Origin of the sequence: Streptomyces sp. DT190 (assembly GCF_049846985.1) — a bacterium.
In the GTDB taxonomy this organism is placed as follows: Bacteria; Actinomycetota; Actinomycetes; order Streptomycetales; family Streptomycetaceae; genus Streptomyces.
Genome location: NZ_JBNCNM010000002.1, coordinates 145,083 through 168,191, shown reverse-complemented (window position 1 = coordinate 168,191; position 23,109 = coordinate 145,083). Strand labels below are relative to the sequence as shown.

Below are 23,109 nucleotides of genomic sequence, written 5' to 3'. Positions count from 1 at the left end.
CGTAATACTCGAGGCTGATCCCAAGACAGCTCTGCGGAGTGACGACCGCCACGCGTGCGGCCCCTACCGTCGTACCGTGACTGTGATCGCGACCGAAAGCCTGAGCAAGCGGTTCCCCCGGGTGACCGCGCTTGACCGGCTCTCCGTGGACGTCGGGCCCGGTGTGACCGGACTCGTCGGAGCCAACGGGGCCGGCAAGTCCACACTGATCAAGATCCTGCTGGGTCTGTCCCCCGCCACCGAGGGCCGTGCCGAAGTGCTCGGCCTGGACGTCGCCACCCATGGCGCCGACATCCGCGAGCGGGTCGGGTACATGCCCGAGCACGACTGCCTGCCACCGGACGTCTCGGCCACCGAGTTCGTCGTCCACATGGCGCGCATGTCCGGCCTGCCGCCCACGGCCGCACGCGAGCGCACGGCCGACACCCTGCGCCACGTCGGCCTGTACGAGGAGCGCTACCGCCCCATCGGCGGCTACTCGACCGGCATGAAGCAGCGCGTGAAGCTCGCGCAGGCCCTCGTCCACGACCCGCAGCTGGTCTTCCTCGACGAGCCGACCAACGGCCTCGACCCGGTCGGCCGCGACGAGATGCTCGGCCTGATCCGCCGCATCCACACCGACTTCGGCATCTCGGTCCTGGTCACCTCGCACCTCCTGGGCGAACTGGAGCGCACCTGCGACCACGTCGTCGTCATCGACGGCGGCAAGCTCCTGCGCTCCAGCTCCACCACGGACTTCACCCAGATCACCACGACCCTGGCGATCGAGGTCACCGACACCGACGAGCACCCGGACGGCACCCGAGCGGTCCGCGAGGCGCTGCAGGCGCGCGGCGTGAGCGCCGAGGACGGCAGCGGCCTGCCCGGCGCAGGCCACGTCCTGCTGCTGACCGCGCAGGGCGAGGAGACGTACGACCTGGTCAGAGATGTGATCGCCGACCTCGGACTCGGGCTGGTGCGCATGGAGCAGCGCCGGCACCACATCTCCGAGGTCTTCACGGCCGACGACCGGCACGAGCAGCGGAAGGAGGCGGTCGGCCATGGCGGTTGAGCACTCCACGGGGACATCCGCCCCGGCACCGGGTGACCAGACCCGCATCCACAACATCGGCTACCGCAGCTACGACGGCCCGCGCCTGGGCCGCGCCTACGCCCGCCGCTCCCTGTACTCGCAGTCGCTGCGCGGCGCCTACGGCCTCGGCCGCTCGGTGAAGTCCAAGGTCCTGCCGATGCTGCTGTTCGTGGTGATGTGCGTGCCCGCGGCCATCATGGTCGCCGTCGCGGTCGCCACCAAGGCCAAGGAACTGCCGCTGGACTACACGCGCTACGCGATCGTCATGCAGGCGGTCATCAGCCTGTACGTCGCCTCGCAGGCGCCCCAGTCCGTCTCGCGCGACCTGCGCTTCAAGACGGTGCCCCTGTACTTCTCGCGGCCGATCGAGACCGCCGACTACGTCCGCGCCAAGTTCGCGGCGCTGGCCTCGGCGCTGTTCGTCCTCACGGCCGCTCCCCTGCTCGTGCTCTACGTCGGCGCGCTGCTGGCCAAGCTCGACTTCGCCGACCAGACCAAGGGATTCGCACAGGGACTCGTGTCCGTGGCACTGCTCTCATTGCTCTTCGCCGGCATCGGCCTGGTCATCGCCTCCTTCACCCCGCGCCGCGGCTTCGGCATCGCGGCCGTGATCGCCGTGCTGACCATCACCTACGGCGCCGTCTCCACCCTCCAGGCCATCGCGGACGCCCAGGGCAGCGGCGACGCCGTGCCGTGGATCGGGCTGTTCTCGCCGATCACCCTGGTCGACGGTGTGCAGTCGGCGTTCCTGGGCGCGACCTCGGCCTTCCCCGGCGGCGTGGGTCCGGGCAACGGCGAGGGCGTCGTCTTCGTCCTCGTGGCCCTCGGCCTGATCGCGGGCAGCTACGGCCTCCTGATGCGCCGCTACAAGAAGGTGGGACTGTGACCACGCTCTCCATCGACCACGTCTCCCGCTGGTTCGGCAACGTGGTCGCCGTCAACGACATCACCATGACCATCGGCCCCGGCGTCACGGGCCTGCTCGGCCCCAACGGCGCCGGAAAGTCGACCCTCATCAACATGATGGGCGGCTTCCTGGCCCCCTCCACCGGCACGGTCACCCTCGACGGCCAGGCCGTGTGGCGCAACGAGCAGATCTACCGGCACATCGGCGTCGTCCCCGAACGGGAGGCGATGTACGACTTCCTCACCGGCAAGGAGTTCGTCCTCGCCAACGCCGAGCTGCACGGACTGGGCGCCAAGGCGGCCCAGAAGGCGCTGGCCACGGTCGAGATGGAGTACGCGCAGGACCGCAAGATCCAGACGTACTCCAAGGGCATGCGCCAGCGCGTGAAGATGGCCTCCGCCCTCGTGCACGACCCGTCGCTGCTGCTGCTCGACGAACCGTTCAACGGCATGGACCCGCGCCAGCGCATGCAGCTGATGGACCTGCTGCGGCGCATGGGCGACGAGGGCCGCACGGTGCTGTTCTCGTCCCACATCCTCGAAGAGGTCGAGCAGCTCGCCTGGCACATCGAGGTCGTCGTCGCCGGGCGGCACGCGGCCAGCGGCGACTTCCGCAAGATCCGCCGCCTGATGACGGACCGGCCGCACCGCTACCTGGTGCGCTCCAGCGACGACCGCGCTCTCGCGGCGGCGCTGATCGCCGACCCGTCGACGTCCGGCATCGAGGTCGACCACGCCGAGGGCGTCCTGCGCGTCCAGGCCGTCGACTTCGGCCGCTTCACGGCGCTGCTGCCGCGGGTGGCCAGGGACCACGGCATCCGGTTGCTCACGGTCTCGCCGTCCGACGAGTCCCTCGAGTCCGTCTTCTCGTACCTCGTCGCGGCGTAGGAGGCCCTGATGTACGACCCCACAGTCGCCCGGCTCACCTACCGGGCCCTGCTCGGCCGGCGCCGGGCCCTCATCCTCGGCGCGCTGCCGCTGCTGCTGATCGTGATCGCCGTGGCGGTGCGCGCCCTGGCAGGAGCGGACGACCAGACGGCGTCCGACCTGCTGGGCGGTCTCGCCCTGGCGACGATGGTGCCGATCATCGGCGTCATCGCCGGCACCGGCGCCATCGGCCCGGAGATCGACGACGGCTCGGTGGTGTACCTGCTGTCCAAGCCGATCAAGCGGCCGACCATCATCTTCACCAAGCTGATCGTCGCCGTCGCGGTGACCATGGTGTTCTCCGCGGTGCCGACCTTCGTCGCCGGCCTCATCCTCAACGGCAACGGCCAGCAGATCGCCGTGGCCTACACGGTGGCGGCCCTGGTCGCCTCCATCGCCTACGCGGCCCTGTTCCTGCTGCTCGGCACGGTCTCGCGGCACGCCGTGGTGTTCGGCCTCGTCTACGCGCTCGTCTGGGAGGCGCTGTTCGGCTCCCTGGTGCCGGGCGCGCGCACGCTGAGCGTCCAGCAGTGGTCGCTGGCGGTGGCGCAGAAGGTGGCCGGCGGGGATCTGGTGACCTCGGACGTGGGCCTGACCACGGCGACGGTGCTGCTGATCGCCGTCACGGTGCTGGCCACCTGGTACGCCGGCCAGAAGCTGCGTTCGCTCACGCTGGCCGGTGAGGAGTGACGTGCCCCGGCCTTGACGGGGGCTTCACCCGCGCCGGGGCACACTGACCGAACGGAACACAGGGGCAGCACACGGGAGTGGGACGGCTGGGAGGACAGGCATGGCGGGTGAAAGGGCTCAGTACGACGACCGCGGGCAGTCGGGATCCGGGTCCGGTGACGACGCCTGGGACGACCTCGTCCTGGACGACGGCTTCATCCGCTCCGCCGAGACCTCCGAGCCGTCGGCCCGGGCCCGGATGCTCGCCGCGCGCTGGCGCCGCGAGTCACCGGAGCCGCAGCCCTGGCGCTCGGACGAGCCGCCCGCGGGCTGGTTCTTCAGCAAGGCCCGGCGCCGCAGGTGGCGCAGGCGCTAGCCCGCCCCCGGGAGCGCTTTCCACGGCGGTGCGGCGCCCCTGGCTTCCGGGCGCGACTCCGCCCCGGCCGCGGCCCGGCTCCGGGCACTCCCGGTCCACCCCCAGCCGCCGATTTAATCGGTGGCGTCCCATTCGCCCGGCGGGCACAGTAGTCGTGTCCCTGCCGGGCGAGGCGCCCGGTGCCGTGGTCTGGGAGAGGAGCCGGACGATGTCCATGCACGGCAGTACGTCCAGCTCCCCGCAGGGCAGCCCGCGGCGGGCTCCGGAGTAGTCGCTACCCCTCCGTAGAGCCCGCCCCACACGGGGAGCTGCCCGGGGCGGCCGCTTCGAGCACGCGAATCGCCACTCGCGTGGGCCGCCCACCCGGAGGATTGGCCGAGTGGTAAGGCACTGGCTTGCTAAGCCATGGTCGGGCTGGAAAGCCCGCGCACGTTCGATCCGTGCATCCTCCGCCGCATCCGCGACATGAAGATTCAGCCCAGCAACCGCTCCAGCACCACCGCGATCCCGTCCTCCTCGTTGGAGGACGTCACCTCGTCGGCGACCGCCTTCAGCTCCTCGTGGGCGTCTGCCATGGCGACACCGTAGGAGGCCCAGGCGAACATCGGTATGTCGTTGGGCATGTCGCCGAAGGCGATCGTGTCGGCCGCCTTCAGCTTGAGCCGGCGGGCCGCCAGCGACAGGCCGGTGGCCTTGGACAGGCCCAGGGGCAGCAGTTCGACGATGCCCGGGCCCGCCATCGTGACGGTGACGAAACCGCCGGCGGTCCGGGTGGCCGCCTCGCACAGCTCGTCGTCCGACAGGGTCGGGTGCTGGATGTACAGCTTGTTCAGGGGCGCGGTCCACAGATCGGACGCGTCCGTGAAGGGGGTCGCGGGCAGGTTGCCGTGCGCCGCATAGCCCGGGCCCACCAGCACCTCGCCGTCCAGGCCGTCACGGCTCGCGGCCAGGTACAGCGGGCCGACCTCCGCCTCGATCTTGGCCAGGGCCACCCCGGCGAGCTGCCGGTCCAGCGTGACCGAGGTCAGCAGGCGGCGGGCACCGGCGTCGTACACCTGCGCGCCCTGACCACAGACGGCCAGCCCCTCGTAGCCGAGGTCGTCGAGGATGTGCCGGGTCCAGGGGACCGCGCGGCCGGTGACGACGATGTGGGCCGCGCCCGCCGCGGTGGCGGCGGCGAGCGCGTCACGGGTGCGCTGCGACACCGAGTCGTCGGAACGCAGCAGCGTCCCGTCGAGATCGGTGGCGACCAGCTTGTAGGGGAAGCCGCCCGAGGAGGCCGAGTCGCTCACTTGGCCACCGGCTCCAGGACATCCCGGCCGCCCAGGTACGGGCGCAGCACCTCGGGCACCCGGACCGAGCCGTCGGCCTGCTGGTGGTTCTCCAGGATCGCCACGATCGTGCGCGGGACGGCGCAGAGCGTGCCGTTGAGCGTGGCCAGCGGGCGGACCTGCTTGCCGTCACGGACGCGGATCGACAGGCGGCGGGACTGGAACTCGGTGCAGTCCGAGGTCGACGTCAGCTCGCGGTACTTGCCCTGGGTCGGGATCCAGGCCTCGCAGTCGAACTTGCGGGCGGCCGAGGAGCCGAGATCCGCCGAGGCGACGTCGATGACCCGGAACGGCAGCTCCAGCGAGGTCAGCCACTGCTTCTCCCACTCCAGCAGCCGCTGGTGCTCGGCCTGCGAGTCCTCCGGGGCGACGTAGGAGAACATCTCGACCTTGTCGAACTGGTGCACCCGGAAGATGCCCCGGGTGTCCTTGCCGTGCGAACCGGCCTCGCGGCGGAAGCAGGGCGAGAAGCCGGCGTAGCGCAGCGGGAGGCGGTCGGCGTCGAGGATCTCGTCCATGTGGTACGCCGCGAGCGCGACCTCGGAGGTGCCGACCAGGTACAGGTCGTCGTCCTGGAGGTGGTAGACGTCCTGCGCGGCCTGGCCGAGGAAGCCCGTGCCCGCCATGGACTGGGGGCGGACCAGGGCCGGGGTCAGCATCGGCGTGAAGCCGGCCGCCGTGGCCTGGGCCATCGCCGCGTTCACCAGGGCGAGCTCCAGCAGGGCGCCCACACCGGTGAGGAAGTAGAAGCGCGAGCCGGAGACCTTGGCGCCGCGCTCGACGTCGATCGCGCCGAGGATGCTGCCGAGTTCCAGGTGGTCCCGCGGCTCGAAGCCCTCGGCGGTGAAGTCGCGGATCGTGCCGTGCGTCTCCAGCGTGACGAAGTCCTCCTCGCCGCCCACGGGCACGTCCGGGTGGACGAGGTTGCCGAGCTTCTGGAGGAGGTCCTGGGTCTCGGCGGCCGCGGCGTCGCGCTCCGCGTCGGCGGCCTTGACGTCGGCGGCGAGCTGGCTCGCCTTCTTCAGCAGCTCGGCCTTCTCGTCCCCGGACGCCTTGGGGATCAGCTTGCCGAGCGCCTTCTGCTCGGCGCGCAGCTCGTCGAAGCGGACGCCGGACGACCTGCGCCGCTCGTCGGCAGACAGGAGGGAGTCGACGAGCGCGACGTCCTCTCCACGGGCGCGCTGGGAGGCGCGCACACGGTCGGGGTCCTCACGGAGCAGGCGAAGGTCAATCACGCGCTCCAGGCTACCGGTGTGGGATGACCGCCCACGACTCACTATTCCCACCGCGGCATACGTACCGTTATGAGGGAATTGAGCGCCGTGTCAATAAAGGGGCCCGCTCTCCCCGGAACGAGGCATGCGGCAGGCGTGGCCTTGACTCGAATCCCTTGTGGGAAGCGGGACTTGGGATTCGGTTGTCCACAGGGATCCACACCCGCGGAAGAGTTATCCACAGGCTGTGTGGAAGATCTGTGGACTTCAGAATTGATCACTCCGCAAGCCGCGTTCGTACCGGAGAATTCCCACCACAAACCCGCCCCATCCTCACTTTCGAGTGCAAACGGGTCACTCCAAAGAGTTACGCAAGGGGAAACGGTGGACGAAGGGTGACCTGCCCGGCGATGGACCCATCGGCGCCCTGTGGGGCGATTTGTCGACTGACTCACGGTTCGTTGTCGACTTGTCCCCAGGTCGAGAAGCGGACCTGTGGATAACTTCTGTGGATAACGACTATCGGCAGGTACGACCGGCCTAGAAACGGCCGTCCTGGCACCGCGCGACCCAGTCCGCCGCCGCCACGAACTCATCGTCCGACGTCCCGAGCCGAGGCTGCCGCACGTCCGCCGGTTGCACGTCGGCGCGCGGATACGAGCCCAGGTAGCGCACCTGGAGGCAGATCCGCTTCAGGCCCATCAGGGCCTCGGCCACCCGGCGGTCGGAGATGTGGCCCTCGGCGTCGATGCAGAAGCAGTAGTTGCCGATGCCGGCGCCGGTCGGACGGGACTGGAGCAGCATCAGGTTGATGCCGCGGGTGGCGAACTCGCCGAGCAGGTCGCGCAGACCACCGGGGTGGTCGTCGCGCTGCCACAGCACCACGGAGGTCTTGTCCGCACCGGTCGGGGCCGCGGGCCGGGCGGGCCGGCCGACCAGCACGAACCGGGTCTGCGCGTTCTCGGCGTCGTGGATGCCGGTCTCCAGGGCCTGCAGGCCGTAACGGGCGGCCGCGAACTCCCCGGCGAAGGCGGCGTCGTACTGGCCCTCCTGGACCAGCCGGGCGGCGTCCGCGTTCGAGGCGGCCGACTCCCAGTGCGCGTCCGGCAGGTGCTTCCTCATCCAGTTGCGCACCTGCGGCTGGGCGGCCGGGTGCGCGGAGACGGTCTTGATGTCCGACAGCGTCGTGCCCGGGCGGACGAGCAGCGCGAAGGTGATGGACAGCAGCACCTCGCGGTAGATCATCAGCGGGGCGCCGGCGACGAGCTCGTCGAGGGTGGTGGTGATGCCGCCCTCGACGGAGTTCTCGATCGGCACGAACGCGGCCTCGGCCTCGCCGGCGCGTACCGCGTCGAGCGCGGACTGGACGGACACGTACGGGATGAGCTCCCGGGTGGCGGCCTCGGGAAGCGTGCGCAGGGCGACTTCGGTGAAGGTGCCCTCGGGGCCGAGATACGCATAGCTCGCTGGCATGACCTCACCCTAATGGGCCCGGGGAAGCGCTATCCCCCACAAGCGCCTACAGGGGCGCGCTCTCACCCCTCCAGCAACGCCTGCCCCACGTACTCGCCCTGCGCCGCCCCGCCGGGCACCGCGAACAGCCCGCTCGACTCGTGCCGGATGAACGGCGACAGGGCGTCGCCCCGGTCGAGCTTGCGCTGCACCGGCACGAAGCCGCGCAGCGGATCGGCCTGCCAGCAGATGAAGAGCAGACCGGCGTCGGGCACCCCGTCGGGGTCGATGCCGTCGTGGAAGGAGAACGGCCGGCGGAGCATCGCCGCGCCGCCGTTCTGGTCGGGCCGGGTGATGCGGGCGTGCGCGTTGATCGGGACGACGAGGTCGCCCCGGGCGTCGGTCTTCTCCAGGTCCATCGCGGTCGTCTCGGTGCCGCCGGACAGCGCCGCCCCGTCGGACTTGCGGCGCCCGATGACGTCCTCCTGCGCCTTGACGGAGAGCTTCTCCCAGTCGTCGAGGAGCATCCGGATCCGGCGGACGACGGCGTAGGAGCCGTGGGCCATCCAGGCCGGTTCGCCCCTCTCCGGGACGAAGATCCGCTGGTCGAAGTCGGGCTCGTCCGGCTTCGGGTTGCGGGTGCCGTCGATCTGGCCCATGAGGTTCCGGGCGGTCATGGGGTGGGCGGTGGCACCGGGCGAGCGGTTGAAGCCGTTCATCTGCCAGCGCACCCGGGCGGCCCGGCCCGCGTCCTTCTGGACGGCGCGCAGGGCGTGGAAGGCGACCAGGGCGTCGTTCGCGCCGATCTGGACCCACAGATCGCCGTTGCTGCGGTTCTTGTCGAGGCGGTCGGAGGAGAACTCGGGCAGCGGGTCCAGTGCCACCGGGCGCTGCTTCTCCAGGCCCGTCCGGGCGAAGAAGCTGTGCCCGAAGCCGAAGGTGAGGGTCAGCGACGAAGGTCCCGCGTCGCGGGCCACGCCGGTGTCGCCGTCGGCGCTCGGCTCACCCGCCATCAGCCGCCGGGCCGTCTCCGACCAGCGGCGGAGCAGGGCCGCGGCCTCCTTGCGGCCGGCGCCCGCCGCCAGGTCGAAGGCGACGAGGTGGCCGCGGGCCTGGAGGCCGTCGGTGATGCCCGGCTGATGTTTCCCGTGAAACATCGCCCGGTCGGTGCCGAGCGAGGTGAGCGGAGCGGCCGCCTCGGAGGGCGCGGCGGCGTATCCCGCTGCGGTGCCCGCGGTGCCGAGCACGAGCCCGGTGGCACCGGCGGTGCCGAGCAGCCGCCGCCGGGAGATGCCCTCGCGGGCGGCGGCCGCCTGGTTCCCGTCCGGGGCGGCTTCGGAGGTGCGGGCCTGGGGGATGGACTGGTCGGGCATGGTCGTTCAGCCGATCTGCGCGTTCTTGGTGACGGTCACCTCGTCGATGTCGGAGGTCCGCACGGTCACGTCGACCTGCCAGTCGCCGGCCATGGGGATCTGCACTCCGTTCGCCGACCAGTGTCCGGTAGCGAGGTGGTCGGGGACGACGGGCAGGGGCCCGAGGTCCTTGGCCTTGAGGGTGAACTCGACCTTGACCTCGGGGATGTCGAAGGGCTTGCCGTCGGGCCGCTCCACGAAGACGTGCATCTCGTTGTCGCCCACGCGGGCGGGGTCGAGGTCGATGGTGACGACGCCCTTGCCGTCCTGGCCGCCGGTGTCGAAGGGCATGTTCAGGGTGAGCGCCCCGGACGTCCCCGCCTCGGCGGAGGCGGCGGACGACGAGGCGGAGGTGGCCGCGGCGGCCTCCTGCTCGGTACGACCCGGCTCGGTCTGCGTCAGCACGGTGGTGACGGCGAGCAGCACGACCGCGATGCCGGCCTCGGCCAGCATCGAGCGGCGCAGCCCGAAGCGGTTCGGGTCGGCGTCCCGCAGCCGCTTCTGCCGGGCGGCGTCCCGGGCGGCCCGCTGCCGGGCGAGCTGGGCGGCGCGCTCGGTGTCGGCGGGCCCGGCGGCGGGTTCCCCGGCGGTGGCATCCCCGGCGGAGGCTTCCTCGGCAGAGGACCCGCCGGCGGGTTCCTCCGCGGCGCGGGCGGTGTCCGGCGCGGGGGCGCCGGCCTCGGCGTCCGGGTCGCCGGCGGTGCCCCCCCCGGCCCGTACCTTCTCCCGCTGAGCCGACGCCGGCACCGTCTGCGCCAGCCGGCCCGTCCACCGGCGCGAGATCCACGCGACGCCGACGAGGACCAGGACGAGGGCGATCTTCGCCAGGAGCAGCCGGCCGTAGGCGGTGTCGGTGAAGGCCGACCAGGAACCGAGCTGGCGCCAGGACTGGTACGTCCCGGTCACGATCAGCACGAGCACGCTGCCGAAGGCCAGCCGGGAGAAGCGGTGGACGGCCGACACCTCGACGGGGGCGTCGGCGGGCGCCCGGTACAGGGCGACCAGGAGCGTGCCGAGCCCGCCGAGCCAGGCGGCGACGGCCAGCAGGTGGAGGACGTCGGCCGGCATGGCGATGCCGGCCTGCAGCCCGACCGAGGCGTGCTCGGACATCGCCCAGCTCGCGGCGAGTCCGGCGGCCACGACGACGCCGCCGATGGCGAGCCCGAAGGTCAGGTCCCGCTTCTCCTGCGGGTCCTCACGCTTGTCGTACGCCCCGAACAGCACGGCGATGAACAGCGCGGCGGCGGCGAGCAGCAGCAGCCGGGACACCAGGGCCGCGCCGGTCTTGGTCTGCAGCACCTGCCCCAGCAGGGACAGGTCGAAGACGTCGGCGACCTTTCCGGAGCCGGTGAAGGAGCCGCGCAGCAGGAGCAGGGCGAGGGTCGCGGCGGTGAGCGCGAGCCACCCGGAGACCACGAACCGCTGGACGGGCCGCACCCCGGAGCCGCGCGGCCAGCAGGCGAGCACGAAGGCGGCGCCGCCGGCCATCACGATGAACCCGGCGTACGACACGTACCGGCCGAAGCCGTACAGCCAGCCGACGACGCCGTCGTCGGTGCCCTGCCCGGACACCGCCACGGTCGTCTTGGAGGGGGCGCCGATGGAGAAGGTGTAGGCGCCGGCGACGGGGTGGCTGTCCGCCGACACGACCTGGTAGGCCACCGTGTAGGTGCCGTCGGAGAGGTCCGGTTTCAGGCGCACGGCGTACGTGGTGCCGCTGACGTTGGACGGCTCGCCCGCGTCGACGCGCCTGCCTTCGGGGTCGAGCACCCGCAGCGAGTCGCCGGAGACCGCGACCTGCTCGGAGAAGGTGAGCGAGATCCGGGACGGGGCCTGGTCGACCACCGCCCCCTGCGCGGGGTCGCTGCCGGTCACCGCGGCGTGCGCGGAGACCGGGCCGGCCCCGGCGAGCAGGGCGCAGACCGCGGCCAGGAGCAGCAGCACCAGGGTCCGGACGCGGGGAGCGATGGTCGGGGTCACAGGAGTCCCTCCGTCAGTGTCCGGTCGTCGGGGTGTAGGTCGCGGCCTTCACCGGCATCTCCACCTCGACGGGGTCGGAGTGGGCGAAGCGCAGCTCGACCGAGACGGTCTGGCCTTCCTTCGGCTTGCGCTTGAGCTGCTCGAACATCAGGTGGTCGCCGCCGGACCGCAGCACCAGTCGTCCGTGTGCGGGGATCTCGAGGCTCTCGACCTCCTGCATGGCTCCGCCGGTGGTCTCGTGCACGGTGACCCGGCCGGCGATGTCACTGGTGACCGAGGTGAGCTCGTCGGCGGTACCGCCCTCGTTGGTGACGGTGAGGAAGCCGGCCGCCATCTCGTCGGAGACCGGCTGCGGCATGTAGGCGGAGCCGACGGAGAGTTCCGCCGCGCCGTCCGGGCCGCCGTCGCCGCCCGGGCCGGAGTCCGCGCAGCCCGCCAGGGCCAGGGCTCCGGCTATCGCGAGGGCCGCCGGGCCGAGCCGCCGCCTCACGGGTTCTCCCCCTTGACGATCCTGGGGAGGTCCTTGGTGTAGTCCTGGACGGTGGCGTCCTCGCCGTAGAGCACGTAACCGCCGTCGGTCTTCGGCGAGAACGCGATGACCTGGGTGCCGTGCTCGGAGACGACCTTGCCGTTCTTGTCCTTGTGCGGCGGGTCGATGGAGATGCCGAGGGTGCGGGCGCCGGCCTGGACGGTGGCGAAGTCGCCGGTGAGGCCGACGAACCGGGAGTCGATGCCCTTGAGCCACTTGCCGAGCTCGGCGGGGGTGTCGCGCTCGGGGTCGGTGGTGACGAACACCACGCGCAGCTCGTCCTGTGCGGACTTGGGCAGCTGCTTCGCGGCGACGGCGATGTTGTTCATGGTCAGTGGGCAGACGTCGGGGCAGTGCGTGTAGCCGAAGTAGATCAGCGTGGGCTTGCCCGCGGTCTCCTCGCGGAGGTCGTACTTCTTGCCCTGCGTGTCGGTGAGGACGAGGTCCGGCTTCTCGAAGGGCTTGTCGAGGACCGTGGCGGCCTTGTCGGAGCCGGCCTCCTCGGACACCACGGAGACGGGCTTGCTGCCGTCGTCGCCGCTGCCGCAGGCGGTCAGGGTCAGGGAGGCGGCGGCGAGCAGGGCGGCCGCGGCGAAGGTCTTGGTGCGCATAGAGAAATGTCCCAGATGTCGGTGACCCGGCGCGCACCGGGGTGCCTCCGTGGACCGGAGGCGTGCACCCGGCGCGCGCCGTGTGAGGAAGCGGCGTCAGGCGTTGCTGCGCCGACGCCCGGCGAGCACGCCGTAGGCGACACCCGCCGCGCCGACGACGATGCCGACGATGCCCAGGACGCGGGCGGTGGTGTCGGTGCCGTCGGAGGAGCCGGAGTCGTCCGCTGCGGTCTCGGCGGAGGCCTTCTCGGCGGAGTCGGTGTCGTCCTCACCGGCCGAGGCGTCGTGGTGCCCGTCCTCGGAGGCGGCTGCCAGCTCCAGCACGGGGGCCGGGTTGTCGGGCTCCTCCTGGCCGTCCTGCGGCACCTCGATCCAGCGGACGACCTCCTTGTTGGAGTACGTCTGCAGGGCCTTGAAGACCAGCTGGTCGGCGTCCTCGGGCAGCTGGCCGACGGAGAGCGGGAACTTCTCGAAGTAGCCGGGCTGGATGCCCTTGCCGTCGGCGGTCCAGGTGACCTTGGAGACCGCCTCGGTGATCTTCTCGCCGTGCATCTCCAGCGGCTTGTCCAGCTTGGACTTGGTGACGTCGATCTTCCAGCCGGGCATCGGCTCCGGCATGACGGAGGCCAGCGGGTGGTCGGTCGGGAAGGTGACCTCGAGCTTGGTGGTGGAGGCGTCGTCGCGCTCGTTCGGCACCTTGAAGTTGACGACCGCGTAGCCGCCCTTGGCGGCGGTGCCCTCGGGCTGCACGGTGACGTGCGCGAAGGCGGGGGCGGACAGGGCGAGGACGGTGAGACCGGCGGCGGCACCGGCCGCGGCGATACGGGAAGCCTTCATGGAAGGAAGCACTCCGCTGTGAGTCGGGATGAGGAAGAGGGATCGCACACGCGCGTGCCGCACGACGGCGGCCCCCTCCTCCGGGCGTCCGGGGACCGGCGGCTCGAAGAACCGGGGTCCGGGGACTGCGGAGCGGTGGTGGTCGCGTCGCGTCAGGCGGCGAGGGCGAGGGCGAGTGCGGCTGCGGAAGCCGTCGCCGCGGGCGGGCCGCGCCGGATCACCGTGTGCTGGAGTGCGAGGGTGCGGGGCATCGGCGGCACGAGCCGCGCGGCGTGTACCGGGCGCTGACCTGCTTCGGGCGCTCCGGGGAGCCCGGCGCGCAGGGCGCGGACCAGCGCGAGCGCGGCCCGCAGTGAGCGGACGAGCGCCCCTTCGGCGATGCCCTGTGCCGACAGTTCGGTGAGGCGCAGCACGGCGAGGTCGCCGCGGCGCAGCAGCCATCCGGCGGCCAGCGCCGCGAGGACGTGACCGAGCAGCATCGGCAGCGACGGCCACAGCGAGACCGACGCCCCGGACACGGCGTCCGAGGACAGGTGCGTGTGCGTCCCCGTGGGCGGCTGCACCCGGGCGTCGGTGAGGATCCTGTGGGCCTGCGCCGGGCTGATCGCCGCCGCCGTCGTGCCGCACACGAACCGCGCGGCCTGCTCGACCAGAGCGGCGTCGCTCAGGCCCGCCGGCCGCGGGGAGGCGACGGCTGACGTGCCGTGCTGGCCCAGGCCGAAGAGCGTGTGGAGCACCGTCTGGCCGACCGCGAGCAGGGCGGCGATGCCCGGCAGGGTGCGGGCGCGCCCGGCGAGCGGGACGGCCACCGCGGCCACGCCGAGGAATCCGGCGCCCAGCGTCCACAGCGGGACGCCGTCGCAGGAGGCCAGTGCGTGCCCCGCCCCGGCCAGCACGACGCAGACCGCGGCGAACACCGCGGCCCGCAGGATCCGGAGCCTGACTCCGGAGCGCGTCATGGGCGTGTGGGGGGCAAGCATGGCGGGCTCATCATCGCACTGGCCCCGTGGTTCCCGTACGGCAGGTCCGCAAGATGCGGTACGACCGGGAACGTCACGCTCTGGTCCGGCGCGCCCGGATGCGCCGCTCCTCGCTCCCCCCGTCACGGCCCCGTACCCCCTCACATACACCGATCAGGACCAGCGCGCATCCGCCGTATGGGCGGCATCACGTCAACTGCGCGCTTATACGCGGGCACTGAGGGCAATACGTAACGGTATGTCGAGCCGCGGCCAGGAGGCTGGAGCATGAGCATCTGGTGGTCACTCCATCTGCGGCGCGAAGCCGCGAGCGTGCCCCTCGCCCGCCGCCTGCTGATCGGCACGATGGAGACCGCGGGCGTCGATCCCGACATCTCCTACGACCTCTCCGTCGCCCTCAGCGAGGCCTGCGCGAACGCCGTGGAGCACGGCGGGGACACGGGACGTGGTCCTGGTTCGGAGGCCTACCGGGTCACCGCCTACCTCGACGGCGAGAAGTGCCGGATCGAGGTCGCCGACGCCGGACCGGGATTCCCCGCGGCCTCGGCCGGCCGGTCCCGCCCCCCGGTCCGTCCGGCGCACACGGACGCCGAGAACGGCAGGGGGCTGTGCCTCATCGAGGAGCTCGCCGACCACGTCCACATCGGCAACAAGCCGGGCCGGGGCGGTGCCGTGGTGAGCTTCGACAAGGTCCTCAAGTGGCGCGAGGACGCGCCGCTGATGGCGGTCTGACCGACCCGGCAGGCGGTGTTTCACGTGAAACACCGCCGCCCCCTCTGCGCGGCGCGCCCTACAGCGCTCCCCAGTCCAGCGTCGTCCGCGCCAGCCCCGCCACCTCCGTCAGCAGCGCCAGCCGCGCCGCCCGCAGCGCCGGGTCCGGATCCATCACCAGCACCTCGTCGAAGAACGTGCCGATCGCCTCGACCAGCGGGGCGGAGACCTCGATCAGCGCGCCGAGGTCGTCCTCGCGGCCCTCCAGCGCCTGGCGCACCGTCTGCGCGCTCTCGGCGAGACGCAGTTCGGCGGGCGCGGTCAGCAGGGCCGGGTCCGCCGCCCCGACACCGCCCTCGGGCAGGATCCGCACCACGCGCTGGAAGGCTGCGGCGAGCGCCTCGAACGCCTCGCTGCCGACGTGCCGCTCCAGGATGGCCAGCGTCCGGTCCCCGTGCGCGGGCCGGTCGGCCCACACCAGCACGGCCTGCACCAGCCGGTGCTCGTGCCCGGCGTCCGTGAGCTGCTGCTCGTACCGCCGGGTGATCAGCTCGGCGGCCTCGGCGACCCGGTCGGCGGGCACCGCGACGCCCTGCGCCGCGTACCGCACGGCCGCGGCGCGCAGCCCGTCGCCCACCCGGATCCCGGCCACGGCGGGGACGCTCCGCAACACGTTGAGCAGACCGATCGCGGCCCGCCGCACCCCGTACGGATCGGAGCTCCCGGTCGGCGCCGCCCCGATCACGAACATGCCCGTCACCAGGTCGAACCGGTCGGCGAGCGACAGTACGGCCCCCGCGTCCCCGGCGGGCAGGGCGCCCCCGGCGGAGCGCGGCAGCTCCATCTCGGCCAGCGCCCGGGCGACCTCGGGGGACTCACCGGCCCGGCGGGCGTACTCCTCGGCCATCACCCCGGCCAGCCCGGAGAACTCGATCACCATCTGCGAGGCCAGGTCGAACTTGGCCAGCGCACCGGCCCGCCGCACGACCTCCACGGCCTCCTCCGGGAGCCCGGCGCGCCCGGCCAGGTCCAGGGCGAGGGAGCCGAGCCGTCCGGCGCGGTCGGCGACCGTGCCGAGCCGGTCCTCGAAGGTCAGCTTGTCCAGCCGGCGCCGGAACTCCTCCGGCGCCACCTTCAGGTCCGCCCGCCAGAAGAACGCGGCGTCCTCGTAACGCGCCCGCAGCACCGCCTCGTTGCCCGCGCGCACCACGTCGTCGTCGCACAGGGCGTTGGCGAAGGTGACGAAGTACGGCATGAGGCGGTCGCCGTCCAGCACGGGCAGATAGCGCTGGTGCTTGCGCATCACGGTGGTCAGGACGCTCGCGGGCAGTTCGAGATAGCGCTCGTCGAACGACCCCCGCACGGCGTAGGGGAACTCCAGGATGTCGGTGATCTCGTCGATCAGACCGGCCTGGCCCTCCACGTCGATCCGCCCGCCCACCTCGGCCGCCGCCTCCAGGGCCCCGCGCACCACCGCCCCGCGCCGGGCTTCCCGGTCGAGCAGGATGCCGTGCATGTGCAGGAAGTGCGGGTAGCCCTCGGCGGAGGTCACCCGGACCTCCGGGTAGGGAGCCTGCCGCTGCACCCGGGTCGTGTCGCCCGCGGAGAGCGAGGAGACCACCACGGGCAGGGGCGTACGGCCCAGCAGCGCCAGCAGCCAGCGCACCGGGCGCGAGAACGACAGTCCCGGATCGCTCCACCGCATGTTCCGCCCGGCGCGCAGCCCGGACACCACCTCGGCCAGCAGGCCGCTGAGCACCTCGACGGCCGGCCGCCCCGGCTCGTGCCGTGTGAGCGACACGTACTCGGCCCCGTTGAACTCGATGATCCGCACGTCGGACGGCTCGGCTCCCTGGCTGCGGGCGAAGCCCAGCAGCGCGGGCGTGGGAGCGCCGTCCTTGAAGGCGGCGGCGACCTTGGGGCCGCGCACGGTCCGCACGGTGTCCCGCTCGCGCGGCTGCACACCGTCGACCGTGATCACGATCCGGCGCGGTGTGGCCAGCACGGTGATCGCCCCGTGCCCGAGCCGCGTCTCACCGAGCTTCGCGGTGACCGACTCGCGCACCGCCTCGGTGGTGGCGACGACGTCGGCGTACGGCAGTTCCTCCACGCCGATCTCGAACAGCAGCGTCTCGACGCCGGGCACCTTGGGCAGCGGGGCCCGCACGGCCGGGGCGGGCGCGGCCGCGACCCCGAGCGGATGCTCCAGCGCGGCCCGCCGCCGCTCCCACAGCTTGGCCGACTCATGGGTCAGGCCGCGCATCAGCGCGAACGCCTTGGCCCGCTCCGTGGTGCTGATCGCGCCGCGCGCGTCGAGCACGTTGAAGGTGTGGCTGCACTTGAGCACGTACAGGTACGCCGGTACCGGCAGCTCCAGGTCCAGCAGCCGCCGGGCCTCGGCCGCGTACGCGTCGAACAGCCGGTGGTTGGTGTCCAGGTCGGCGTCGTCGAGGTAGTACCGGCTCATCTCGTACTCGTTCTGCCCGAACACCTCGCCGTAGGTGATGCCCGGCGCGTACGCGATCTCCTTGAAGTGGGACACGCCCTGGAGGTTCATCAGGATGCGTTCGAGGCCGTAGGTGATCTCCACCGACACCGGGTCGAGCGCGACGCCGCCGACCTGCTGGAAGTAGGTGAACTGGGTGATCTCCATGCCGTCCAGCCAGACCTCCCAGCCCAGGCCCCAGGCGCCGAGCGCGGGGGAGGCCCAGTTGTCCTCGACGAACCGCACGTCGTGCGCGTTCAGGTCGACGCCGAGGGCCCGGAGGCTGCCGAGGTACAGCTCCTGCGGGTTGCCGGGGTCGGGCTTGAGGATCACCTGGAACTGGGTGTGGGTCTGCAGCCGGTTGGGGTTCTCGCCGTAACGGGAGTCGTCGGGCCGCACGCTCGGCTCCACGTAGGCGACGCTCCACGGCTCCGGGCCGAGTACCCGCAGGGCCGTGGACGGGTTGGCCGTACCGGCTCCGACCTCGGTGTTCAGCGGCTGCGTGATCATGCAGCCGTTGTCACTCCAGTACTTCTGCAGGGTCAGGATGGCGTCCTGCATGGTCAGCGCCGTCTGAACGTTCTTCATGGTGATCGCGCCCGTCCCCGAGTCGGCCCGGCAAGGTCGGCCATGATCTCACACGTCAACTTGCGCTGACCTGCTGGTTTTTCCGGGCGCCCGGTTCCCGGGCGCCCGTCCGCGCGCGGGGCTTCAGCCCTTGAGCGCGGCCATCCAGGACTCGACCTCGCCGGAGGTGCGGGGCAGCGCGGCGCTGAGGTTCCGGTTGCCGTCCTCCGTCACGAGGATGTCGTCCTCGATCCGCACGCCGATCCCCCGGTACTCCTCGGGCACCGTCAGGTCGTCGGCCTGGAAGTACAGCCCCGGCTCCACGGTCAGGCACATGCCCGGCTCCAGCACCCCGTCCACGTACGTCTCGGTGCGCGCGGCGGCGCAGTCGTGCACGTCCATGCCCAGCATGTGACCCGTGCCGTGCAGCGTCCAGCGCCGCTGCAGCCCGAGCTCCAGCACCCGCTCGACCGGGCCCTCGACGAGCCCCCACTCCACGAGCCGCTCGGCCAGCACCCGCTGGGCCGCGTCGTGGAAGTCCCGGTACTTCGCGCCGGGCTTCACCGCCGCGATGCCGGCCTCCTGGGCCTCGTACACCGCGTCGTAGATCTTGCGCTGGATGTCGCTGAACCGCCCGTTGATCGGCAGCGTGCGCGTGACGTCGGCCGTGTAGTACGTGTGCGTCTCCACACCCGCGTCGAGCAGCAGCAGGTCGCCGGAGCGGACGGGGCCGTCGTTGCGCACCCAGTGCAGCGTGCAGGCGTGCGGGCCGGCCGCGGCGATCGTGCCGTAGCCGACGTCGTTGCCCTCGACGCGGGCGCGCAGGAAGAACGTGCCCTCGATGTAGCGCTCGGAGGTCGCCTCGGCCTTGTCGAGGACCTTCACGACGTCCTCGAAGCCGCGCACGGTCGAGTCGACCGCCTTCTGCAGCTCGCCGATCTCGAAGGCGTCCTTGACCAGGCGCGCCTCGGACAGGAAGACCCGCAGCTCCTCGTCGCGCTCGGCGGTGACCTTGTCGGTCAGCGCGGTCTCGATGCCGGCGTCGTAGCCGCGCACGACGCGTACGGGGCCGGTGGCCTCGCGCAGCTTCCCGGGCAGCTCGCGCACGTCGGAGGCGGGGATGCCGTACAGCTGCCCGGCCTCGGTGAGCGAGTGCCGGCGCCCGACCCACAGCTCGCCCTGGCCGTCCAGCCAGAACTCGCCGTTCTCCCGGTCGGAGCGCGGCAGGAGGTAGATCGTGGCCTCGTGGCCCTCGCCCCTGGGCTCCAGGACCAGGACGCCGTCCTCGGTCTGGTTGCCGGTGAGGTAGGCGTACTCGACGGAGGCGCGGAAGGCGTACTCGGTGTCGTTCGAGCGGGTCTTCAGGTTGCCCGCGGGGATCACCAGGCGCTCGCCCGGGAAGCGCGCGGACAGCGCGGCCCGGCGGGCGGCGGTCTCGGCGGCCTGGGGGATGGGGTCGAGGTCGCGCAGCTCGGTGTCGGCCCAGCCGCTCTTCATGTTCTCGGCCAGTTCGTCGGACACGCCGGGGTACAGTCCGTTCTTCCGCTGCTTGATCGGCTCTTCGCTCTCGTCCGGGATCTCCGGTGTGAGCTCCTCGGCCACGGTCATCCTCCTCGATACGGCGCTGGACCACCGTCCACTGTACGGCGGGGCGGAAGAGGGCCCGGGCCGATGACGAGGAGCGTTACTCGAAGCGGGCCGCCAGCAGCACCACGTCCTCGGTGCCGTCGGCCGCGTCCAGCCCGTCCGGCAGCACGTTGCGCAGCACGTGGTCGGCGATCGCGCCCGGGTCGTCGCGCAGCGCCCGGGGCACACCGGCCGCGGCCGCGTGCAGCCGGGCGAACGCCCGGTCCGTGGCCTCGCCGGTGCGGTGGAGCAGCCCGTCGGTGTAGAGCAGAACCGTCTCTCCGGGCTCGGCGAGGACCTCCACGCTGGGCGCCTCCCAGCAGGCGAGCATGCCGAGGGGGGCCGAGACGGACGTCTCCACGTACTCCGTGCGGCGCTGCCCGATCAGCAGCGGCGGGCTGTGTCCCGCCCCGGCCAGCGTGATCTTGCGGGCGGCCGGTTCGCAGTAGCCGAACAGGGCGGTCGCGGAGCGGGCCGGTTCGGTCAGCCGCAGCAGCAGCTCCAGGTCGGACAGGACCGCGACCGGGTCCTCGCCCTCCATCACGGCGTAGGCGCGCAGGGAGGCCCGCAGCCGTCCCATCGCGGCGACCGCGCTGGGGCCGGCCCCGGTGACGGAGCCGACGGCGAGGCCGAGGGCGGCGTCGGGCAGCGGCAGCGCGTCGTACCAGTCGCCGCCGCCGCGCGGGCCGGTGCGGTGCCGGGCGGCGAGCTGGACGCCGGCCACCCGCGGCAGCCGGGAGGGCAGCAGCTCGTCGGACATGGTCGCCATGGACGCGCGGGTGCGCTCCAGCTCCAGCAGCCGGGCGAGGTGCTCGGCGGCGTACCGGGCGTACAGGCCGGCGAGGTGGCACTGCCGCTCGTTCGGCTCGGCCGGTTCGTCGTAGAGCCAGACGGCGGCGCCGAGGCGGGCGGCGGCCTCGGGGGTCAGGGGGAGGGCGTAGCTGGCGGCGTAGCCGAGGCGGGCCGCGACCTCGCGGTGGCGGGGGTCGAGCTTCTCCTCGGCGAAGAGGTCGGGCTCGGCGATCGCGTCCTCGCCGCCCGGCAGCCCGTCGAGGATCCGGCCGTGGGACAGGGCGCTGCGGGGCACGGTCTCGATGTGGCCGAGGTCGGCGCGGGCCAGGCCCAGGCCGACGGTGGTGTCCGGGCCGAGGCCGTCGGCCGGTTCCAGGACGACGAGGCCGCGGCGGGCGCCGACCAGGGCCGCGCCGGCCCGCAGCATCTCCTGCAGTGCGGTGTCCAGCGCGGTCGTGCGCGCCAGGCGTTCGGTCAGTTCGTGCAGCGTGGTGAGGTCGGACACCCAGCCGGCGAGACGGTCCTGGAGCACCGCGCCGGGTGGGGCGGGTGGGTTTGGTGGGGAGGACGGGGAGGTACCCGCGACGGGCGCGACAGTGTGTGCGGGGGCTGGAACCGTTGAATCGATTCCAGCCACTTTCGCAGGGTGCGGGGCGTTCATGGCGTCCGGCCTTCCGACCGGCGCGTACTGCTCAAAAGCATCGCAAACCCCCATGTCATTCTGCGCCGCCAGCAGTGTCTCCACATGTACACGCACTCGTGAGGAGATGTCCAGCATTGTCCTGCCGGGATTCCTGGTGTCCGTGAGGTTCGAGAGAACAACTTCCCTTCCTCTTGCGGAAATGCAAAGTTGGCTTAAAACTGCCGCAGTGGACGGCTTATTGCGGTCGACTGGGCTTGCTCGACGGAGCGTCACAACGGTCGTGATGGGTACGTACTCGGAGAAGGCCAGGGGTGGTTGGGAACCACCCGGAACCTGGTGACGGAACCGGGCGTCCTATCCACCGACGACCGTGCCCCATCCTCCCGTGGCGGAGGCGGAGAGAAATACGCGCGACGGCAAACGCCATACTTCGCCACCCCTACGCCACGCCCGTGCTTTTGACCGACGCAGTATGGGCGGGACGGCCGCGGAGGCAGCCCCTGCTCGACCCATAGGGGTTCCCCTTGCTTCAGGCAGGGGTGTGATGCGCCAACAGGTACGCACAGTGAAGTGATCGACACATGTTGTGATGTGGACCACGGTGTTGCCAGGCGTGCAACGGAAAGGACGAGCGCTCATGCGCGAGATCCCCGGAAGGCGACGCAGGCTCCTGTTCCAGCGCAGTGACGGGAGGCCTGAGCTGATCGGCGCGGCCCTGACCTATGCGACGGAATGGCAGTGGCCCGTACTGCCGGGCGTGGCGGCGGACCCGCAGGGGCACTCCCGCTGCAGCTGCCCCGACCCCGACTGCACGGTGCCCGGCGCGCACCCCTTCGACCCCGGCCTCCTCGCCGCCACCACCGACGACCGCATGGTCCGCTGGTGGTGGAGCAACCGGCCGACGGCGCCGATCGTCCTGGCCACCGGCGGCAAGGCCCCCTGCGCGGTCTCCCTGCCGGCCCTGCCGGCCGCCCGCGCCCTCGAGGCGCTCGACCGCACGGGCATGCGGCTCGGCCCGGTCGTCGCCGCGCCCACGCGCTGGGCGATCCTGGTGAAGCCGTACTCCATGGAGCAGCTCGGCGAACTGCTCTACGCCAAGGACTTCGTGCCCGGCTCCCTGCGTTTCCACGGCGAGGGCGGTTACCTGGCCCTGCCGCCGTCCGGGACGGGCCCGGGCGAGATCCGCTGGGAGCGGGCGCCGCTGCCCGGCTCCGCCTCCCCGTGGGTGCCCGATGTCGAGGCCGTGGTGGACGCCGTGGTCGAGGCCCTCACTCGTACGGGTGTGAGCGCGCCCGAGTTCTAGGGCCGTCGGGCGCGCCGGGCGCCGCACACGCCCCGGCGCGTTAAGTTCCGGGACCATGCCGCGTCATTCCCGGGCCCGCCGCCGGGACCCCCGCACGACCCGACTGCTCGCCCTCGCGGGTGTCGGGACGGCGTGCGCGGTCGCCCTGCCGCTGGCGGCGGCGGGGGCCGTGCGCTCCGAGCACGTCCCGGGTGCGGTGAGCGCCGCCACGCCCGCCGCCGGCACGGACCGAGACGGACGGCGTTCCTCCCCGCCCGACGGCAAGGCGTCCGGGGCGGCCTCGGCGGTCCCGCGGCTGCCGACGCTCGGCCAGGGCCTGTCGACCGCCGTGCGCTGCGGCCCCGAACTCTCCTCCCCCGACGGGGTCGAGGCGCAGACCTGTGTGGTGACGCAGGGCGCGCAGACCTGGGCGCGGGCCTACTACCGCAACGCCACCGGCGACGCGCTCGACGCCGCGCTCACCCTGATGGGGCCCGAGTCCCGGACCGTGCGGATCACCTGCGCCGTGGGCGCCGGGGACGAGCCGGGTACCTGCGAGACGCCCAGGGAGCCCGCTCGGGGCGGGCCGGCGGCGTACACGGCGATCGCGGAGTTCGCACGGCGGGCCGGGCAGGGGCCGCTGCTGCTGCGGTCGGGGAGCAACTCGCCCTGGGAAACGGCGAGTTGACGCGTGATCGCGTACCGTG

General features: G+C 72.3%; 20 protein-coding genes and 1 tRNA gene. 9 read left to right on the top strand and 12 right to left on the bottom strand.

The features are described 5' to 3' along the window. Window positions 1-82: 82 nt before the first annotated feature. The 6 genes from ACPXCS_RS04225 (at window position 83) to ACPXCS_RS04200 (ending at window position 4,402) form a co-directional block, all read left to right on the top strand. Window positions 83-1,051, top strand: a complete 969-nt coding sequence (locus ACPXCS_RS04225; protein WP_425944532.1) for an ABC transporter ATP-binding protein — start codon at window positions 83-85, stop codon at window positions 1,049-1,051. After that, the gene (locus tag ACPXCS_RS04220) at window positions 1,041-1,958 is read left to right on the top strand and encodes an ABC transporter permease (protein ID WP_425944382.1); all 918 of its coding nucleotides are present in this window, start codon (window positions 1,041-1,043) and stop codon (window positions 1,956-1,958) included. The genes ACPXCS_RS04225 and ACPXCS_RS04220 overlap by 11 nt, the downstream gene beginning before the upstream one ends. Beyond that, window positions 1,955-2,866 carry an ABC transporter ATP-binding protein gene (locus ACPXCS_RS04215; protein ID WP_425944383.1) on the top strand — a complete coding sequence of 304 codons (912 nt, stop codon included), beginning with the start codon at window positions 1,955-1,957 and terminating at the stop codon, window positions 2,864-2,866. The genes ACPXCS_RS04220 and ACPXCS_RS04215 overlap by 4 nt, the downstream gene beginning before the upstream one ends. A 9-nt stretch (window positions 2,867-2,875) precedes the next feature. Further along, complete coding sequence (locus ACPXCS_RS04210) at window positions 2,876-3,595, top strand: ABC transporter permease subunit (protein ID WP_425944384.1); 720 nt, start codon at window positions 2,876-2,878, stop codon at window positions 3,593-3,595. Between the two features lie 100 nt (window positions 3,596-3,695). Further along, window positions 3,696-3,950 carry a hypothetical protein gene (locus ACPXCS_RS04205; RefSeq protein WP_425944385.1) on the top strand — a complete coding sequence of 85 codons (255 nt, stop codon included), beginning with the start codon at window positions 3,696-3,698 and terminating at the stop codon, window positions 3,948-3,950. A gap of 365 nt (window positions 3,951-4,315) precedes the next feature. Further along, a tRNA-Ser gene (locus tag ACPXCS_RS04200) sits at window positions 4,316-4,402 on the top strand. 21 nt (window positions 4,403-4,423) lie between these two features. Here the strand turns inward: ACPXCS_RS04200 and ACPXCS_RS04195 are convergent. From ACPXCS_RS04195 to ACPXCS_RS04155, 9 genes are all read right to left on the bottom strand, one after another. After that, window positions 4,424-5,242 carry an HAD family hydrolase gene (locus ACPXCS_RS04195; RefSeq protein ID WP_425944386.1) on the bottom strand — a complete coding sequence of 273 codons (819 nt, stop codon included), beginning with the start codon at window positions 5,240-5,242 and terminating at the stop codon, window positions 4,424-4,426. Further along, entirely contained in the window at window positions 5,239-6,516 is a 1,278-nt protein-coding gene (serS, locus tag ACPXCS_RS04190) for a serine--tRNA ligase (RefSeq protein ID WP_425944387.1), read from the bottom strand. Before serS ends, ACPXCS_RS04195 begins: the two co-directional genes overlap by 4 nt. 519 nt (window positions 6,517-7,035) lie before the next feature. Next, window positions 7,036-7,968, bottom strand: a complete 933-nt coding sequence (gene pheA / locus ACPXCS_RS04185; protein ID WP_425944388.1) for a prephenate dehydratase — start codon at window positions 7,966-7,968, stop codon at window positions 7,036-7,038. 62 nt (window positions 7,969-8,030) lie between these two features. Further along, complete coding sequence (efeB, locus tag ACPXCS_RS04180) at window positions 8,031-9,320, bottom strand: iron uptake transporter deferrochelatase/peroxidase subunit (protein WP_425944389.1); 1,290 nt, start codon at window positions 9,318-9,320, stop codon at window positions 8,031-8,033. A 6-nt stretch (window positions 9,321-9,326) separates the two neighbouring features. Further along, window positions 9,327-11,339 carry a copper resistance protein CopC gene (locus ACPXCS_RS04175; RefSeq protein ID WP_425944390.1) on the bottom strand — a complete coding sequence of 671 codons (2,013 nt, stop codon included), beginning with the start codon at window positions 11,337-11,339 and terminating at the stop codon, window positions 9,327-9,329. A 13-nt stretch (window positions 11,340-11,352) separates the two neighbouring features. Then, window positions 11,353-11,829, bottom strand: coding sequence for a copper chaperone PCu(A)C (locus ACPXCS_RS04170; RefSeq protein ID WP_425944391.1), 477 nt, complete (start codon window positions 11,827-11,829; stop codon window positions 11,353-11,355). Next, on the bottom strand, window positions 11,826-12,479 hold the full coding sequence (locus ACPXCS_RS04165; protein ID WP_425944392.1) for an SCO family protein: 654 nt from the start codon (window positions 12,477-12,479) through the stop codon (window positions 11,826-11,828). Before ACPXCS_RS04165 ends, ACPXCS_RS04170 begins: the two co-directional genes overlap by 4 nt. 96 nt (window positions 12,480-12,575) lie before the next feature. Beyond that, window positions 12,576-13,316 carry a YcnI family protein gene (locus ACPXCS_RS04160; RefSeq protein WP_425944393.1) on the bottom strand — a complete coding sequence of 247 codons (741 nt, stop codon included), beginning with the start codon at window positions 13,314-13,316 and terminating at the stop codon, window positions 12,576-12,578. Window positions 13,317-13,468: 152 nt separating this feature from the next. After that, the gene (locus tag ACPXCS_RS04155) at window positions 13,469-14,296 is read right to left on the bottom strand and encodes a hypothetical protein (protein WP_425944394.1); all 828 of its coding nucleotides are present in this window, start codon (window positions 14,294-14,296) and stop codon (window positions 13,469-13,471) included. Between the two features lie 267 nt (window positions 14,297-14,563). On the opposite strand from ACPXCS_RS04155, the gene ACPXCS_RS04150 reads away from it, so the two are divergent. Continuing rightward, window positions 14,564-15,028 (top strand): ATP-binding protein, encoded by a 465-nt coding sequence (locus ACPXCS_RS04150; protein ID WP_425944395.1) that lies wholly within the window; start codon window positions 14,564-14,566, stop codon window positions 15,026-15,028. Window positions 15,029-15,086: 58 nt separating this feature from the next. Here ACPXCS_RS04150 and ACPXCS_RS04145 read toward each other — a convergent pair whose 3' ends face one another. The 3 genes from ACPXCS_RS04145 to ACPXCS_RS04135 all read right to left on the bottom strand — a co-directional run bounded on the left by ACPXCS_RS04145 (window position 15,087) and on the right by ACPXCS_RS04135 (window position 21,255). Further along, complete coding sequence (locus tag ACPXCS_RS04145; protein WP_425944396.1) at window positions 15,087-18,080, bottom strand: glycine--tRNA ligase; 2,994 nt, start codon at window positions 18,078-18,080, stop codon at window positions 15,087-15,089. Window positions 18,081-18,203: 123 nt separating this feature from the next. Continuing rightward, a complete protein-coding gene (locus ACPXCS_RS04140) occupies window positions 18,204-19,661 on the bottom strand; it encodes an aminopeptidase P family protein (RefSeq protein ID WP_425944397.1) in 1,458 nt (485 codons plus the stop codon). Window positions 19,662-19,743: 82 nt separating this feature from the next. Further along, the gene (locus ACPXCS_RS04135) at window positions 19,744-21,255 is read right to left on the bottom strand and encodes a PP2C family protein-serine/threonine phosphatase (RefSeq protein ID WP_425944398.1); all 1,512 of its coding nucleotides are present in this window, start codon (window positions 21,253-21,255) and stop codon (window positions 19,744-19,746) included. Window positions 21,256-21,757: 502 nt separating this feature from the next. Here ACPXCS_RS04135 and ACPXCS_RS04130 point away from each other — a divergent pair. Continuing rightward, window positions 21,758-22,423, top strand: coding sequence for a bifunctional DNA primase/polymerase (locus ACPXCS_RS04130; RefSeq protein ID WP_425944399.1), 666 nt, complete (start codon window positions 21,758-21,760; stop codon window positions 22,421-22,423). A 55-nt stretch (window positions 22,424-22,478) separates the two neighbouring features. Then, entirely contained in the window at window positions 22,479-23,090 is a 612-nt protein-coding gene (locus ACPXCS_RS04125) for a hypothetical protein (protein WP_425944400.1), read from the top strand. Window positions 23,091-23,109: the final 19 nt, after the last annotated feature.

Coding starts and splice junctions, on each gene's coding strand:
- ACPXCS_RS04220 (WP_425944382.1), top strand. CDS start 1,041: ATGGCGGTTGAGCACTCCACGGGGACATCCGCCCCGGCACCGGGTGAC.
- ACPXCS_RS04210 (WP_425944384.1), top strand. CDS start 2,876: ATGTACGACCCCACAGTCGCCCGGCTCACCTACCGGGCCCTGCTCGGC.
- ACPXCS_RS04205 (WP_425944385.1), top strand. CDS start 3,696: ATGGCGGGTGAAAGGGCTCAGTACGACGACCGCGGGCAGTCGGGATCC.
- pheA (WP_425944388.1), bottom strand. CDS start 7,968: ATGCCAGCGAGCTATGCGTATCTCGGCCCCGAGGGCACCTTCACCGAA.
- efeB (WP_425944389.1), bottom strand. CDS start 9,320: ATGCCCGACCAGTCCATCCCCCAGGCCCGCACCTCCGAAGCCGCCCCG.
- ACPXCS_RS04165 (WP_425944392.1), bottom strand. CDS start 12,479: ATGCGCACCAAGACCTTCGCCGCGGCCGCCCTGCTCGCCGCCGCCTCC.
- ACPXCS_RS04160 (WP_425944393.1), bottom strand. CDS start 13,316: ATGAAGGCTTCCCGTATCGCCGCGGCCGGTGCCGCCGCCGGTCTCACC.
- ACPXCS_RS04155 (WP_425944394.1), bottom strand. CDS start 14,296: ATGCTTGCCCCCCACACGCCCATGACGCGCTCCGGAGTCAGGCTCCGG.
- ACPXCS_RS04150 (WP_425944395.1), top strand. CDS start 14,564: ATGAGCATCTGGTGGTCACTCCATCTGCGGCGCGAAGCCGCGAGCGTG.
- ACPXCS_RS04145 (WP_425944396.1), bottom strand. CDS start 18,080: ATGAAGAACGTTCAGACGGCGCTGACCATGCAGGACGCCATCCTGACC.
- ACPXCS_RS04135 (WP_425944398.1), bottom strand. CDS start 21,255: ATGCTGGACATCTCCTCACGAGTGCGTGTACATGTGGAGACACTGCTG.
- ACPXCS_RS04130 (WP_425944399.1), top strand. CDS start 21,758: ATGCGCGAGATCCCCGGAAGGCGACGCAGGCTCCTGTTCCAGCGCAGT.
- ACPXCS_RS04125 (WP_425944400.1), top strand. CDS start 22,479: ATGCCGCGTCATTCCCGGGCCCGCCGCCGGGACCCCCGCACGACCCGA.